The organism is Streptomyces sp. TAA040, assembly GCF_000424845.1.
In genome coordinates, this window is the sequence record NZ_AUKR01000005.1 from 134,155 (window position 1) to 149,538 (window position 15,384).

The window sequence follows — 15,384 nt, forward strand, 5'->3', positions numbered from 1 at the left end:
TTGGCAACAAAGCCTGCCGGTTACACTTATCGGATTCCCCACAACTGCGGAGGGTGACGGGCGTACCCGTCCGGCGGCCTCGCCCGCCGGTGTCCGCGCCGCCGGGCAGGTGTGGCCGCCGTACCGTGCCGACGCGTCGGCGGCCCGGAAACCGGCAGGCCGACGGCCGCCCGCCCCGTCCCGCGCCCGCCCGGGCCCCGGAGCCCCGTCACGTCTCGGCCCCCCATGCCCCTCACACCCCGTACGGACCGCGACAACCGCGGGGGCGTCGGGTCCCGGCCCGAAGCCACGCCCGGCGGCACGTCCGGCGAACCTGCCGCCAGGAGTCCGGCCGTACTCGGCCACGGACTGAAGCAGCGGCACCTGTCGATGATCGCGCTCGGCGGGGTGATCGGCGCCGGGCTGTTCGTCGGCTCCGGTGCGGGCATCGCTGCCGCGGGTCCGTCGATCGTGCTGGCGTTCGCCGCCTCCGGCCTGCTGGTGATGCGGGTGATGCGGATGCTCGGGGAGATGTCCGCGGCCCACCCGGCGTCCGGTTCCTTCTCGGAGCACGCGGAGCGCGCGCTGGGGCCGTGGGCCGGTTTCACCGCCGGACGGATCTTCTGGGTGCTGCTGTGCGTGGCCGTCGCCGCCGAGGCGATCGCCGCCACGCAGATCGCGCGGGGCTGGTTCCCGGGCACCCCCGCCTGGATGTGGGTCGGCCTCTTCATACTGGTCTTCTGCGGGGCGAACCTGGTGTCGGTGCGGAACTTCGGAGAGTACGAGTTCTGGTTCGCGGCGTTGAAGGTCCTCGCGATCGTGGCCTTCCTGGTCCTCGGCCTGCTGGCGATCGCGGGCCTGCTGCCCGGCTCGGACGCGCCCGGCGGCGGAAATCCGACCGGCGCCGGGGGCTTCTTCCCGAACGGCAGCGAGGGCCTGGTGGTCGGCCTGCTCGCCTCGGTCTTCGCCTACGGCGGCCTGGAGACGTGACGATCGCGGCCGCGGAGTCCCGGGACCCGGTGCGGGGCGTGGCCCGGGCCGTGCGCACCGCCATGTGGCGGATCGCGGTCTTCTACGTCGGCTCGATGCTGGTGATCGTGACACGGATCCCGTGGGACGACCCCTCGGTGCTGAGCGGTCCGTACGCCGCCGTACTGGACCACCTCGGGGTGCCCGCGGCCGCCGAGGTGATGAACGTCGTGGTACTGGTGGCCCTGCTCTCGGCGATGAACGCCAACATCTACGGCGCCTCCCGGATGTCCTACTCGCTGGTCTCCCGAGGTGAGGGCCCGGCCTTCCTCGGCCGGGTGTGCGGCGGGGTACCGCGCCGGACGGTGCTGGTCTCCTCGGGCTTCGGGTTCTTCGCGGTGCTGCTCAGCTTCTGGTGGCCGGAGACGGTCTTCACGTGGCTGCTGAACACGGTCGGCGCCGCGGTGCTGGTCGTCTGGGCCTTCATCGCCGTCGCCCAGCTCCGCACCCGGCGGCGGCTGGAGCGGGAGTCGCCGGAGCGCCTGGTGGTCCGGATGTGGGTTTTCCCCGTGCTGACCTGGGCGGCGCTCGCCGGGGTGCTGGTCATCCTCCTGCTGATGCTCCGGGACGGCGACACCCGGGTGCAGTTGTACTTCACCGGCGGGCTGACGCTGGCGCTGGCGGCGGCGGGGCTGTGGCGGCAGCGCCGGGAGGCCGCCCGGGGGCCCCGGCCGGACGGCGCCGCGGAGGCCGGGCGCACCGCGGAGGCCGGGGAGGGCTGAACAGGCGACCCCTCGGTCTCCCGTCTCCGTACGGCAAAGGTGGCCCCTCGACGGGCGCCGCCTCCGCTTGTCATGCGCTGTTACTGATACCTTCTTCTTGCAACCAATGTGCAATAAGTTCGGAGGGGAACACGCGCATGTCTGCCTCGGTGCCGTACACACTGCCGGAACTCCCGTACGACTACTCCTCGCTCGAACCGGTCATCAGCGGCGAGATCATCGAGCTGCACCACGACAAGCACCACGCGGCGTACGTGAAGGGTGCGAACGACACCCTGGAGCAGCTCGCGGAGGCCCGCGACACGGACCGGTGGGGCACGATCAACGGGCTGGAGAAGAGCCTGGCCTTCCACCTGTCCGGCCACATCCTGCACTCGATCTACTGGCAGAACATGACGGGGGACGGCGGCGGGGAGCCGCTGGACGCCGACGGCACCGGCGAACTCGCCGACGCCGTGGCCGAGTCCTTCGGTTCCTTCGCCAAGTTCAAGGCCCAGCTCTCCAAGGCCGCCGCCACCACCCAGGGCTCCGGCTGGGGCGTGCTCGCGTACGAGCCGGTGACCGGCCGGCTGATCGTCGAGCAGGTCTACGACCACCAGGGCAACGTGGGCCAGGGTTCGGTGCCGATCCTCGTCTTCGACGCCTGGGAGCACGCCTTCTACCTCCAGTACCGCAACCAGAAGGTCGACTTCGTCGAGGCGATGTGGGGTGTTGTGAACTGGCAGGACGTGGCCGCCCGCTACCGGGCCGCCAAGGAGCGCGCGAACAACCTGCTGCTGGCTCCCTGAGAACTGCCCGGCGGACGGCGGGAACGGCACGGGCGGGGACGTCCCGCCCGCCCGGCCCGCCACCGGATCCCTGCCTCGTGATCGTCTTCTCACCGCTCACCGGGGCAGGTGGCACAGAGGAGGGGGTCCTTCCGGGTGAACGTGACACCCGGAAGGACCCCCTCCGCCGTCGTCGGACCCGCCGCCCCACCGGCCGAGGACGCGCGGCCGTCGGGGCGCCTGGTCCGTCAGTCGAAGGACGGAGCGGCGTCGCGGGTGCGCTTGATCTCGTAGAAACCCGGAGTGCCGGCGACCAGCAGGGTGCCGTCCCACAGCCGTCCGGCGGCCTCGCCCCTGGGCGCGGGAGTCACGACCGGGCCGAAGAAGGCGTTCTGCTCGCCGTCCGCGCCGGGCACCGCGATCACCGGCGTGCCGACGTCCTGGCCGACCAGCTCGATGCCGCGGCGGTGCGAGGCACGCAGCGCGGTGTCGTACTCCGTGGCGTCCATGGCGTCGGCCAGAGCGGTGTCCAGCCCGGCGTCGGCGAGCGCGGCGGCGACGGTCTCCCGGTTCTTGGGCAGGCCCTGGTTGTGGATACGTGTGCCGAGCGCGGTGTAGAGGGGGCCCAGCACCTCGCTGCCGTGCTTCTGCTCGGCAGCGATGCAGACCCGCACCGGGCCGAAGGCGGCGCGCATCAGCTCGGCGTAGTCGGCCGGAAGCTCGTCGAGGCGGTCCTCGTTGAGCACGCCCAGGCTCATCACGTGCCAGCGGACCTCGACCGGGCGGACGCGTTCGACCTCCAGCATCCACCGGGAGGTCAGCCACGCCCACGGGCACATCGGATCGAACCAGAAGTCAGCGGGGGTCTTCACGGATGATTCGGACACGTTCGCTCCTCGGGACGGGTGTCGGCAGGGCCCAGGGGCCGCGCCGCCGCCCCCGGCGGCGAGCCCTTGGCGAAGAACGCGCCGAACCGGGCGATGATTCCCCGCTGCGTCCGCTCATCCGCCCATGACATGCTGACTCCCGATGTTCGATATGCGAGACGAGCCGGACAAGGGAGTCGTGCTGTGCCCGGAGAGAACCTGACCCGTGAGGAGGCCCGGGAACGGGCCCGGCTGCTCACGGTGGACGGATACGTGGTGGCGCTCGACGTCCGTTCCGCGGTGGGGCCGCCTCCGCAGGAGGGCCCGCGGACGTTCCGGTCGACCACCACCCTCCGCTTCCGGTGCGCCGAGCCCGGCACCCCGACCTTCGTCGACCTGCTCGCCCCGCACGTGCACTCCGTCACGCTCAACGGCGAGTCCCTGAACGTCGACAAGGTCTTCGACGGCACCCGGATCCGGCTCGACGCACCGGCCGCCGTCAACGAGCTGACCGTGGACGCCCGCTGCGCCTACAGCCGCACCGGCGAGGGCCTGCACCACTTCGTCGACCCGGAGGACGGCGAGACCTACCTGTACACCCAGTACGAGCCGGCCGACGCCCGCCGGGTGTTCGCCTGCTTCGAACAGCCCGACCTCAAGGCGCCGTTCGACGTCACGGTCGTCGCCCCGCGCGGCTGGACGGTACTCGGCAACGGCGCCGCCGAGGGCCCGCCCGAGCCCTCGCAGGAGGACGGCGAGCTGTGGCGGTTCGCCCGGACGCAGCCGGTCCCGACCTACATCACCGCCGTGGTGGCAGGCCCTTACCACTACGTCACCGACCTCTACCGGCGGCGGCTCCCGGACGGCACCGACCTGGAGATCCCGCTCGGCGCGCTGTGCCGCAAGGGGCTAGCCCGGCACTTCGACCCGGAGGACGTCTTCCTGGTCACGAAGCAGGGACTGGACTTCTTCCACGACCACTTCGACTACCCGTACCCCTTCGGGAAGTACGACCAGGCGTTCGTGCCCGAGTACAACATCGGTGCGATGGAGAACCCCGGCTGCGTGACCTTCCGCGAGGAGTTCGTCTTCCGCGGCAAGGTGACCGAGGCCTCCTACGAGAGCCGCGCCAACGTCATCCTCCACGAGATGGCGCACATGTGGTTCGGCGACCTGGTCACCATGGAGTGGTGGGACGACCTCTGGCTGAAGGAGTCCTTCGCCGACTTCATGGGCGCGCTGTCGCTGACCGAGGCCACCCGCTTCCGCAACGGCTGGGTGACCTTCGCCAACCGCCGCAAGGCCTGGGCGTACCGGGCCGACCAACTGCCGTCCACCCACCCGGTCACCGCCGACATCGGGGACCTGGAGGACGCCAAGCTCAACTTCGACGGCATCACCTACGCCAAGGGCGCCTCGGTGCTCAAGCAACTGGTGTCGTACGTGGGCCGCGAGGCGTTCCTTGAGGGCTCCCGGCGCTACTTCCAGCGGCACGCGTTCGGCAACACCACGCTCACCGACCTGCTGTCGGTCCTGGCCGAGACCTCCGGCCGGGACATGGCCGAGTGGTCGGGCGCCTGGTTGCAGACCGCGGGCGTCAACACCCTCACCCCGCAGCTCGTGCAGGACGCCGAGGGCCGGATCACCGAACTCGCCGTCCTCCAGGAGGCCCCGGAGTCGCACCCGGTGCTGCGCCCGCACCGGGTCGCGATCGGCCTCTACCGTCGGGACGCGGCGGGCGCCCTGGCCCGGTACGCACGGGCGGAGACCGACGTGGTCGGCGCACGCACGGTGGTGGACGAGCTCGCCGGGGCCGAACGCCCCGAACTGGTCCTGGTCAACGACGACGACCTGACGTACTGCAAGACACGGCTGGACGCGACCTCGCTGGCCACCCTGCGGCAGCAGCTGGGCGCGGTCGCCGATCCGCTGGCCCGGGCGCTGTGCTGGTCTGCGCTGTGGAACCTCACGAGGGACGGGCTGATGCCGGCCCGGGACTTCCTCGGTCTGGTGCAGCGCTTCGCGGGCCGCGAGTCGGACATCGGCGTGCTCCAGATGCTGCACGCCTGGGCGCACTCCGCCCTGGTGCACTACGCCGCTCCGCAGTGGCGGGCCGAGGGCGCGCGGGAGCTGGCCGGGAGCGCGCTGACGCATCTGCGGCAGGCCGGGCCCGGCAGCGGCCACCAGCTCGCCTGGGCCCGCTTCTTCGCCTCGGTGGCGAGCAGTGAGCAGGACCTGCAACTGCTCCACGGGCTACTGGCCGGCACCGGGCGGATCGACGGGCTGGACATCGACCAGGAGCTGCGCTGGAACTTCCTGCACAGGCTCGCGTCCGAGGGCGCCGTCGACGAGCAGGCGCTCTCGGCGGAGCTGCGGCGCGACGACACCGCATCCGGCCGCCGCCACCACGTGCGGGCGCTGGCAGCCCGGCCATCAGAGGCGGTGAAGGCGCAGGCCTGGGCCGCGGTCGTCGAGTCGGACCGGCTCTCCAACGCCCTGGTGGAGGCCACCATCGCCGGATTCGACCAGTCGGGCCAGCGCGAGCTGCTCGCCCCGTACGCGCCCCGGTACTTCGCGGCGCTGGAGCGGGTCTGGGCGGAGCGCTCCATCGAGATCGCGATGGCCGTGGTCCGCGGACTGTTCCCGGCGCTGCAGAGCAGCGAGGAGACGCTGCGCGCGGCCGACGCCTGGCTCGAACGGCACCCCGGGGCGTCCGCGTCGCTGCGGCGGCTCGTCCTGGAGGCCCGGGACGACCTGGCCAGGGCGCTGCGCGCGCAGCGCTGCGACGCCTCTGCCGGGGCGGGCACGGGGCACTGATCGGCATGCGAACGTCCGTCCTTGAGGGCGGGATTGTCCGGTTCTGTCGACGGCCTTGTAACAGCGGCCATCGTCCGGGGCGGGAGCGGGAATCGTTCGGACATGAACAAGAACACCCCGCTCTCCCCCCGCCCGCTCCGTGAACTCGCCACCGTGCAGCGCCGGGTGGTGACCGGACGGACGCTCCGGGAGCAGGGCATCAGCGCCGCCACCGCGGCGGAGCGCTGCCGCGCCGGCGGGCCGTGGCAGATGCCGCTGCCCGGTGTCTTCCTGCTCCACCCGGGGCGGCCCACCGGTGAGGAGCGCCTGTACGCGGTGCTGCGCTACGCGGACCGCGGCCCGGTGCCCACGCAGGGCGGCCCCGCCGTGATCACCGGCCTGGCCGCGCTGGCGCTGCACCGCTTCGAGTCCACTCCCCCACTGCTCGGCCTCGACCGGATCGACCTGCTGGTGCCGCGCACCCGACGGCTGCGGTCGGTGAGCTGGGCCCGGGTGGTGCGGACGGCGGAGCTGCCGGCCCCCGAGCGGATCACCGGGCTGCCGGTGGCCCCGGCGGCACGGGCGCTGGCCGACGGCATCGGCCGGCTCACCGATCCCGCCACCGTGCGGCTGCTGCTGATCGAGGCGATCCGCGGCGGCCACTGCGAGGCCCAGGCGGTGGTACGGGAGCTGACCCGGGCCCGCCTGATGTCCCGACCGGACGTGGCCGACGCGCTCGACGACCTGCGCGCCGAGGGCCGCGCCACCGCCGAGGGGCGGCTCTACGCCCTGGTGCGCGGCTACGACCTGCCGGCTCCCTGCTGGCACGTCGACCTGCGGCTGCCCGACGGTCCGCACCTGTGCGGGGTGGACGCCTACTGGCCGGAGCACGCGGTCGCCCTGGAGATCGACGCCCGGCAGCTCGGCCGCCCGGCTCCCGGCGCGGACGATGTCGGACCGGACGCCGCTGCCGCCCGCGGCGGACACGGCGGACACGGCGGACACGGCGGACACGGCGGACACGGCGGACCGGACGCCAACGACGCGGTGTGGGCGGAGTACGTGCAGCGGCGGGAGATGCTGGAGCGGCTGGGCATCACGGTCGTGCGCCTCACCCCGACCAAGCTCGGGGACGCGCCGGCGCAGCAGGCGGCGGTCGTGCGGACGGCGCTGATGACCGCCTCCGAGCGCGGCCCCGGCGCCCGGGTCGTCGTCCTGCCGCGCTGACTTCCGCACCCCGGCGGCAACCGCCCCTCAGCCACCGCAGGCCCGGCGCGCGGCCGGGGCGGGCCGCCGCGGATCAGGTCGCGGGCAGCAGCAGTTCGGTGTTCTGGTCCCCCGGTTCACCGGCCAGATGGGTCCGCGATCCCGGCGCGTTGAGGGCGATCTCGCGGTAGAGGGCCGCGAGGCCGCTCTGCGAGAGGTCGTCGAGGTCGGTTCGGGCCGGCGCCGCGGACTCCACCAGGGTGCTGAACAGCGAGAGCGTCCCGTCGTGGTTGTCGGTGATCTCGACGACCCGTGCAAGCTGCGGGAAGTCGATGTGGGAGGCGGTGGAGACCTCCCAGAAGGTGCCGCGGGGCGTGATCGCGTTCCGGTGGCTGTGCCCGTTGATCCAGGCCACCGCCTGCGGGTGGCGCTGGAGCAGCACGGTCAGTTCGGGGCCGCCGTCCGGGGTGGTGGAGCTGGTGTGGTGGCTGAACAGCACGATGCGTCGGTCGCGGTGCTCCGTGAGCCGGCGCTCCAGCCAGCGCAGTTGCTCCGGTCCGACCCGACCCACGTAGTGGCCGGACCGGCGGGTGGTGTCCAGGCTGATGCCGGTCACCGTGTCGCTGATCGGGAAGGTGTAGTCCAGCCGGTCCTCGGCGAGGTTCGCGTCCGTGTACCCGTGGCCCACCGGGCCGGGGCCGGTGCGGGCCGGGTCGAGGTGGGCCCGCAGGTACTCCGCCCTGGTGAGCGGTGCCCTGGCCGGGTCGGCCGTGACCCGGCGCGCCTTCGCGGCGTGGGTGGTGAGCAGTTCCTTGAACCCCTCGCCGCGCGGGTCGAGCCCCTTCTTCACCCGGGCCCACAGGGCCGCGCCGCTGTTGTCCGGGAGTTCCATCAGCTTCCGGTCCCCGACGGCGACCTCGGCGAACCGGGGGTCGCCGGCCGCGTAGCAACCGCCCGGGAGGCTGTCGTGGTTGCCGACCGTGGAGTACCAGGGGACCACCAGGCCGGGGCTGTTGACCGGACGCACTGCGGCGTCGAGGAAACCGTCGATGCGGGGGAAGCCGAGTTTCTTGTCGGCGTCCCGCAGCGGCTGGTCGGGGTGCCAGTACAGCGGGAGGCCCGAGTTCTGCACTCCCTCGTAACCGAGCGGGTCACCGGTGTTGGGCGTGATCCGGCCCCCGCTCATCGCGGTGAGGAACCAGTCCAGCTCCGCCCTGCAGTTGTTGTCGGTGTTGTCACCGGTGGTCATCACGAAGTCCAGCGGCGCCCCCGTCACCGGAGCGCCGCGCAGGGAGTTCACCCGCTCGACCAGGGCCACCGCGCCGTGCACGGAGAGCGTCTCCTGCGGCCGCCAGGAGCTGGCGGTCTGCGCGCGGAGGAACTCGTGGCGCAGCGGGTGCTGCACGTCGACCACGTGCAGGTCGGTGAACTGGACGAAGGCCGCCAGTACGGTCCGGCGGTCCTCCCGTCCGCCCGCCGGCTCGGCCAGTTCGCCGCGCACCACCCGCGCCCAGCCGGGCCCCTCGGCGAGCCTGCGGTAACCGGGCCCGTCCGGCGCGGCGGCCGCACCGGCCACGGTCGTCCCCTCGGTGGTCGGGACGGCGGACGCGGAGGATGCCGGGGCCGAGCGCGGCTCCGGGACGACGGCGGTGGGAGCGGGTCCGTCGGCGTGTGCGGCGGAGCCGCCCCGGGAGAGCAGATGCGCCAGGCCGAGGGCCGCGCCGGCGGAGCCGAGGGCGCCCGCCCCGAGGAGCGTGCGGCGGTCCAGGGCGGCGGAGGACGGGCGGTGCGGCTTCATGGGCTTCTCCCGTGGCGAGGGCGGGGCGCCTGTCTCGGAGCCGGTGGCCCCGCACCCGGAATCCTTGGCAGCCGGGGTGGCCGGTGGCTGAACGGCGCCGCAACGCCCGGCCTGCATCAACCCCACGTCCGACGACGGCACCCGGACCGCCGGCGGCCGGCCGCCGGACGGTGGGACGGCGCTCGCGCCCCGTTCATCCGACGGGGAACCGGGGCGCGGGCGCGCGGCGTGGAAGGATGGCGGTACTCGACATTCGGCGCACGGTGTCCGGCATCCGGTGATCGATATCCGTCGAGCGGTACCCGGCGGTGGACCGCCGGGGCGCACCGGCGCACGACAGCATGAGGAGACGAACAGGTGCCTGGGACGAATCTGACCCGTGACGAAGCGCAGCAGCGGGCGCGGCTGCTCTCCGTCGACTCCTACGAGATCGCACTGGATCTCTCCACCGCGCAGGAGGCCGAGACCTTCCGGTCGGTGACCCGGGTGCGGTTCGACGCCCGTACGACCGGTGCCACCTTCATCGACCTCGTCGCGCCCGCGGTGGTGTCGGTGGAGCTGAACGGCACAGCCCTGGAGCCCGACGAGGTGTTCGCCGACTCGCGCATCGCGCTGGACGGCGTGGTGGAGGGGCACAACGACCTCACCGTCGTCGCGGACTGCGCGTACACCAACACCGGTGAGGGGCTGCACCGTTTCGTCGACCCCGTCGACCAGCAGGCCTACCTCTACACCCAGTTCGAGGTGCCGGACGCCCGCCGGGTGTTCGCGAGCTTCGAGCAGCCCGACCTCAAGGCCACGTTCCGGTTCACCGTCACCGCCCCCTCCGGCTGGACGGTGATCTCGAACTCGCCCACCCCGCAGCCGGCCGGCAACGTCTGGGAGTTCGCCCCGACGCCGCGCATCTCCAGCTACATCACCGCACTGATCGCCGGTCCGTACCACAGCGTGCACAGCACCTGGGAGGGCGACGGCCGCACCGTCCCGCTCGGCATCTACTGCCGGCCGTCGCTGGCCGAGTACCTGGACGCAGACGCGCTGTTCCAGGTGACCCGGCAGGGCTTCGACTGGTTCCAGGAGAAGTTCGACTACCCGTACCCGTTCGAGAAGTACGACCAGCTCTTCGTGCCGGAGTTCAACGCCGGGGCGATGGAGAACGCCGGCGCGGTCACCATCCGCGACCAGTACGTGTTCCGCTCCAAGGTCACCGACGCCGCCTACGAGGCGCGCGCCGAGACGGTGCTGCACGAGCTGGCGCACATGTGGTTCGGTGACCTGGTCACCATGGAGTGGTGGAACGACCTCTGGCTGAACGAGTCGTTCGCCACCTACACCTCCGTGGCCTGCCAGGCGTACGCCGAGGGCAGCCGCTGGCCGCACGCCTGGACGAGCTTCGCCAACCAGATGAAGACCTGGGCCTACCGGCAGGACCAGCTCCCCTCCACCCACCCGATCATGGCGGACATCCGCGACCTGGACGACGTCCTCGTCAACTTCGACGGGATCACGTACGCCAAGGGCGCCTCGGTGCTCAAGCAACTGGTGGCGTACGTCGGCACGGACGAGTTCTTCAGCGGAGTGCAGCGCTACTTCAAACGCCACGAGTGGGGCAACACCCGGCTCGCCGACCTGCTGGGCGCCCTGGAGGAGACCTCGGGCCGCGACCTGGGCGCCTGGTCGAAGGCGTGGTTGGAGACTGCCGGCATCAACGTGCTGCGCCCGGAGATCAGCACCGACGAGGCCGGGAACATCACCTCCTTCGCCGTGCGGCAGGAGGCACCGGCCCTGCCCGCCGGCGCCAAGGGGGAGCCCACGCTGCGCCCGCACCGGATCGCCGTCGGCCTCTACGGCCTGGTGGACGGCCGGCTGGTCCGGGAGGACCGGATCGAGCTGGACGTGGACGGCGAGCGCACCGCGGTGCCCGAGCTGACCGGACGCGCGCGCCCCGCGGTGGTCCTGCTCAACGACGACGACCTCACCTACGCGAAGGTCAGACTGGACGCCGAGTCGCTGGCGACGGTCACCGCGCACCTGGGCGACTTCGCCGAGTCGCTGCCGCGGGCGCTGTGCTGGGCCTCGGCCTGGGACATGACCCGGGACGGCGAACTGGCCGCCCGCGACTACCTCGCCCTGGTGCTCTCCGGGGTGGCCAAGGAGTCGGACATCGGCGTGGTGCAGTCGCTGCACCGGCAGGTGAAGCTGGCCCTGGACCTCTACAGCGCGCCCGAGCGGCGCGAGGAGGGGCTGACACGCTGGTCCGAGGCGGCACGGGAGCAGTTGCGGGCCGCGGCACCGGGCAGCGACCACCAACTGGCCTGGGCGCGGGCCTTCGCCGGCACCGCGCGCACCACCGAACAGCTCGACCTGCTGGCCGGACTGCTGGACGGCACCGCGAGCGTCCCCGGCCTGACCGTGGACACCGAGCTGCGCTGGGTGCTGCTGGAGCGGCTGGCCGCCACCGGCCGGGCCGACGACAAGGCCATCGCCGCGGAACTGGAGCGGGACCCCACCTCAGCGGGTGAGCGGTACGCCGCGATGGCCCGGGCGGCCCGTCCGACCGCGGAGGCCAAGGCGGCGGCCTGGGCCCAGGTGGTGGAGTCCGACGCACTGCCGAACGCGGTGCAGGAGGCGGTCATCGGCGGCTTCGTCCAGACCGACCAGCGCGAACTGCTGGCGCCCTACACGGCGCGCTACTTCGCCGCGCTCCAGGGCGCGTGGGAGTCGCGGAGCCACGAGATGGCCCAGCAGATCGCGGTGGGGCTGTACCCGACGCTTCAGGTCTCGCGGGAGACCCTGGACGCGACGGACACGTGGCTGCGGGACGCGACGGACGCCAGCGCGGCCCTGCGGAGGCTGGTGACCGAGTCGCGCGCCGGCGTGGAGCGTGCCCTGCGCGCCCGGGCCGCGGACGCGGCGGCCGGCTGAGGCCGACGGCTGCCGGGGTCCCGGGGCGCTCACACGCCGCGGGACACGCCGGGGCCGTCCCGTGGGTACCTGCGACGCGGTACCCACGGGACGGCCCCGGCGGAGGACTGCCGCCGGCGGGTCAGGCGGACGGGAAGCTGTCGTTCTTGGCGTTCCTGCTGCCGACCATCACCAGACCGGCGATCACCGCGAAGAGCACCAGCGGGGTCAGCACGTACAGACCCAGGGTCTCGGCCACACTCAGGCCGGGACCCGGGTCGTCGCCGTCGTCGCGGGTGAGTGCGAAAGCGGGGGACGACATGAGCAGCATCAGCGTCGTACCGACGGTGACGGCTCCGGCTCGTACTGCGTTCTTCTTGACCACGGTCCCAAATTAGCGAACGTGCCGCCGCGGCGCGCGTCCGGGGTCGGCTAGGGCCTGCCCGCCCATGGTCCGCCGGACGGCCCCGGGCTCGGGGCGGGGCCCTCAGGCACCGGACGTGCCGCGCATCCGGGAGCGGACGTCGTCGAGGAGGGCGTTCAGCCGCCGGGACGCGGTGAGCTGCTCCAGGGTGACCGGCCGGCCGCTGCCGTCCGCGATCGGGAGCCGCCAGTTCGGGTACTCCCGCCAGGTTCCGGGCACGTTCTGCGGGCGGCGGTCGCCCACTCCGTCCGGCAGCCAGACACCGACGAGCCGGGCGGGGGTGGCCACCAGAAAGCGGTGCAGGGCCAGCACCCCGGCCTCCTCGTCCCGCGGGGCGTCCTCCCCCGCCCGGGGTTCGTCCGGCAGCAGGCAGAGGCGCGTGAGAAGCGCGAGCCACTGCGCGGTGCCGTCGGCCTCCGCCGCCCGTTCGGCCGCCGGTGACCTGTCCAGCAGACCGAGGCGGTGACGCAGCTCGACGTGCTCCCCGCTGAGCCGGGCGGCGGCGCTCGGCAGGTCGTGCGTGGTCGCGGTGGCCAGGCAGCCCGCGCGCCAGTCACCGGGCAGCAGGGGTGGTGCCATGCCCTCGCCGGGCTCCGAACCGCGGTCGCCGTCCCAGTCGCGCTCGAACCACAGGACGGAGGTGCCGAGGACGCCGCGGTCGTCGAGTTCCTCGCGGACGCCGGGTTCGACGGTGCCCAGGTCCTCGCCGATCACCACCGCCTCCGCGCGCTCCGCCTCCAGCGCCAGGACGCCGAGCATCGCCTCCGCGTCGTAGTGGACGTAGGTGCCCTCGGTGGGCGGGCGGCCCTGCGGCACCCACCACTGCCGGAAGTGGCCCATCACGTGGTCGATGCGCACGCCGCCGGCGTGCGCCAGCAGTGCCCGCAGCAGCTCCCGGTACGGTCGGTAGCCGGTCTCCGCCAGGGCGTCCGGCCGCCACGGCGGCAGCCCCCAGTCCTGTCCGGCGGCGTTGAAGGCGTCCGGGGGTGCGCCGATGGACATCCCGGCGGCCAGCGCGTCCTGCTGGGCCCAGGCGTCGGCTCCGGAGGGGTGGACCCCCAGGGCGAGGTCGTGGACGAGTCCGATGCTCATCCCGGAGTCCCTGGCGGCCTGCTGGGCCTGCCCGAGCTGCTCGTCGGTCAGCCAGGCCAGCCGGCAGTGGAAGGCGATGCGGTCGGCGTGCTCGGCGCGCGCCCGCTCGGTGCGGGCCGAGTGCGGGTCGTCCAGGCCCGCGGGCCAGTTGCGCCAGTCCGGTCCGTGCAGTTCGGCCAGCACGCTCCACAGGGCGTGATCGGCCAGCGGGCCGCCGCCGCGGGTGCGGAACGCGTCGAAGGCGGCCTGCCGCCCGGGGGCGAGGGGCACGGAGTGGAGCACTTCCAGGGCCCGCAGTTTGCAGGCCTGCACGGCGTCCCGGTCGATCAGGGCGGACTTGTGCAGCACTGCCTCACGTAACGCGGCGGCGCGGTCCAGCAGGCCGGCGATCCGGGCCCGGGACTCCTCCGCCAGGTGCGCGTACTCCGGGATCTGTTCGATGCGCAGGTGCACCGGGTCGGTGAACCGGCGTGAGGAGGGGCGGTAGGGCGAGGGGTCGGTGGCCTGCCCCGCGGGAGCGGGGGTGGCGCTGTGCAGCGGGTTGAGCTGCACGAAGCCGGCGCCCGTCCGGCGGCCGGCCCACGCGGCGAGGTCGGCGAGGTCCCCGAGGTCGCCCATGCCCCAGGAACGTTCGGACAGCAGGGAGTACAGCTGCACCAGCAGACCGAACTCGCGGCGGCGGGGAGCGGGGAGGCTCTCCGGAGCCACCAGCAGGGCGGACTCCGCGGTGCGGCCGTCCGGCGCGGTCGCCCACAGGCGGTGCACGCCGCTCGGCAGTGCGTCGGCGAGGGCGCCGGCGTCGGTCGGGGCGGTCCGCTCGAACTCCTCGCCGCTCTCGGTGCGCAGCCGCAGCACGGTGCCGGGCGGGAGCGTCGGCAGGCCGCCGGGACGCCCGGAGCGCACCGCCACGGTGGGCGGCAGCAGCCGCGCCTCCCGCGTCCGGCGGTGCTGCTCCAGGGCGGCGGCCGCGGCCTCCGGGGTGCTCGCGTCGACGCCGAGGGCTCCGAGCACCGCGACCACCGTCTCCTCCGGTACCCGCACACTGCGCGCGGGCGCGGGCCGGTAGGAGGTGGCGACGCCGTGGGCCGCGGCCAGCCGCGCCAGGCGGCTCATCAGATCTCCGTGAACTCCGCGCCGAATCCGCTGCCGGTCGGCTCGCTGGTCAGCGGGAGCTCGGCGGCGATCGGGGATTCACTGGTCAGGGGGGCGACATCCGCCAAGGGGGGCTCACTGGTCAGCGGCGCCTCGAAGCAGCCGCAGGAGCAGGAGCCGTCCAGCCCGTGGTCGGGGTCGGAGAGGCCGACGAGGGCGGCCAGGATCTGTTGGGAGGGATCACCCTCCTCGGCCCGCTCCATCGGTTTCCACGACGGGGAGGGGACGGTCGAAAGGAGCTCAGCGGACGCGGCCACTTCGGGCCTCCGTTCGTTGACAGCGTGTGGACAGGGGGTGCTCTACCCAGAGAACACAGGGGCATCCGCAATCGATGCCGGAACGTGTTCCAGGTCACGCGCCGCCCGAACCGGCGATTCGACGGCGCGAGGCCGGTCGGGGCGCCAGTGACTGCGGCGTCAGGGCGTCCCGACCTCAGATTTTACGTCAACAGTCCGCCGAATGACTCACCCGCAAAGGTGAGTGATCTGCCACGCACGCGCCCGCCCCGGCGCACAGCGCCTTCACATTGACACCCGAAGGCCCCGGTGGTGTGGTCGGTGCCGTACCGGACGGCACCGACCACACCACGAGAACGGCACACGGACCGCACGGGAACAACACGGGCCGGGCACACGCGGCACAGGGAGGA

The 15,384-nt window shown here is 73.2% G+C and carries 9 protein-coding genes and 1 pseudogene; 5 read left to right on the forward strand and 5 right to left on the reverse strand.

Going from position 1 to position 15,384, the window contains the following annotated elements; genetic code table 11:
• Positions 1–225 precede the first annotated feature (225 nt).
• Both H300_RS24920 and H300_RS0104550 read left to right on the forward strand, forming a co-directional pair.
• Positions 226–1,730 (forward strand): annotated as a pseudogene (locus tag H300_RS24920) (amino acid permease).
• Positions 1,731–1,867: 137 nt separating this feature from the next.
• The gene (locus H300_RS0104550) at positions 1,868–2,518 is read left to right on the forward strand and encodes a superoxide dismutase (RefSeq protein ID WP_037979090.1); all 651 of its coding nucleotides are present in this window, start codon (positions 1,868–1,870) and stop codon (positions 2,516–2,518) included.
• A gap of 227 nt (positions 2,519–2,745) precedes the next feature.
• Here the strand turns inward: H300_RS0104550 and H300_RS0104555 are convergent, their stop codons facing one another.
• Positions 2,746–3,384: a DsbA family protein gene (locus H300_RS0104555; protein ID WP_028426493.1), complete on the reverse strand. Its 639-nt coding sequence runs from the start codon at positions 3,382–3,384 to the stop codon at positions 2,746–2,748.
• A 183-nt stretch (positions 3,385–3,567) separates the two neighbouring features.
• Between H300_RS0104555 and pepN (H300_RS0104560) the strand changes: the two genes are divergently transcribed.
• Together pepN (H300_RS0104560) and H300_RS0104565 are read left to right on the forward strand one after the other, a co-directional pair.
• The gene (pepN, locus tag H300_RS0104560) at positions 3,568–6,180 is read left to right on the forward strand and encodes an aminopeptidase N (RefSeq protein WP_028426494.1); all 2,613 of its coding nucleotides are present in this window, start codon (positions 3,568–3,570) and stop codon (positions 6,178–6,180) included.
• Between the two features lie 102 nt (positions 6,181–6,282).
• The gene (locus H300_RS0104565; protein ID WP_028426495.1) at positions 6,283–7,386 is read left to right on the forward strand and encodes a hypothetical protein; all 1,104 of its coding nucleotides are present in this window, start codon (positions 6,283–6,285) and stop codon (positions 7,384–7,386) included.
• A gap of 73 nt (positions 7,387–7,459) precedes the next feature.
• On the opposite strand, the gene H300_RS0104570 is transcribed toward H300_RS0104565, so the two are convergent.
• Positions 7,460–9,163, reverse strand: a complete 1,704-nt coding sequence (locus tag H300_RS0104570; protein WP_028426496.1) for a TIGR03767 family metallophosphoesterase — start codon at positions 9,161–9,163, stop codon at positions 7,460–7,462.
• A 357-nt stretch (positions 9,164–9,520) separates the two neighbouring features.
• On the opposite strand from H300_RS0104570, the gene pepN (H300_RS0104575) reads away from it, so the two are divergent.
• Positions 9,521–12,088 carry an aminopeptidase N gene (gene pepN / locus H300_RS0104575; RefSeq protein ID WP_028426497.1) on the forward strand — a complete coding sequence of 856 codons (2,568 nt, stop codon included), beginning with the start codon at positions 9,521–9,523 and terminating at the stop codon, positions 12,086–12,088.
• Positions 12,089–12,209: 121 nt separating this feature from the next.
• On the opposite strand, the gene H300_RS0104580 is transcribed toward pepN (H300_RS0104575), so the two are convergent.
• From H300_RS0104580 to H300_RS0104590, 3 genes are all read right to left on the reverse strand, one after another.
• On the reverse strand, positions 12,210–12,398 hold the full coding sequence (locus H300_RS0104580) for a hypothetical protein (protein ID WP_486583567.1): 189 nt from the start codon (positions 12,396–12,398) through the stop codon (positions 12,210–12,212).
• Positions 12,399–12,554: 156 nt separating this feature from the next.
• Positions 12,555–14,696: a 4-alpha-glucanotransferase gene (gene malQ, locus H300_RS0104585; protein WP_028426499.1), complete on the reverse strand. Its 2,142-nt coding sequence runs from the start codon at positions 14,694–14,696 to the stop codon at positions 12,555–12,557.
• Positions 14,696–14,992, reverse strand: a complete 297-nt coding sequence (locus H300_RS0104590; RefSeq protein WP_028426500.1) for a hypothetical protein — start codon at positions 14,990–14,992, stop codon at positions 14,696–14,698. The genes malQ and H300_RS0104590 overlap by 1 nt, the downstream gene beginning before the upstream one ends.
• Between the last annotated feature and the right edge of the window lie 392 nt (positions 14,993–15,384).